At 74.5% G+C, this 322-nt stretch carries 1 pseudogene; it reads right to left on the bottom strand.

The features are described from left to right. Positions 1-197: 197 nt before the first annotated feature. A pseudogene (locus JHD73_RS28435) lies at positions 198-322 on the bottom strand (PmbA/TldA family metallopeptidase); the annotation flags it as partial.

Here is a 322-nt window from a genome sequence, read left to right as displayed (position 1 = left end):
CCCCCCCCCCCCCCCCCCCCCCCCCCCCCCCCCCCCCCCCCCCCCCCCCCCCCCCCCCCCCCCCCCCCCCCCCCCCCCCCCCCCCCCCCCCCCCCCCCCCCCCCCCCCCCCCCCCCCCTTTTTACTGCTCCGGCGCCCACCGAGATCTACACTCCACGGCCTTCGTCGGCAGCGTCAGATGTGTATAAGAGACAGGTGCTGGCATTGCCGCGCTTCTTGCCGAGCATGACTGTCACGCCGACGATCTTGTCGCGGTTCTGCTCGATGGTCTCGATCTCGCCCTTGCGCACCGTGACCGACAGGCCCTGGCCTTCGGAGATTT

The sequence above is a fragment of the Ralstonia sp. ASV6 genome, assembly GCF_016429285.1.
GTDB lineage: Bacteria > Pseudomonadota > Gammaproteobacteria > Burkholderiales > Burkholderiaceae > Ralstonia > Ralstonia flaminis.
This window is presented reverse-complemented; position numbering and strand designations above follow the sequence as displayed.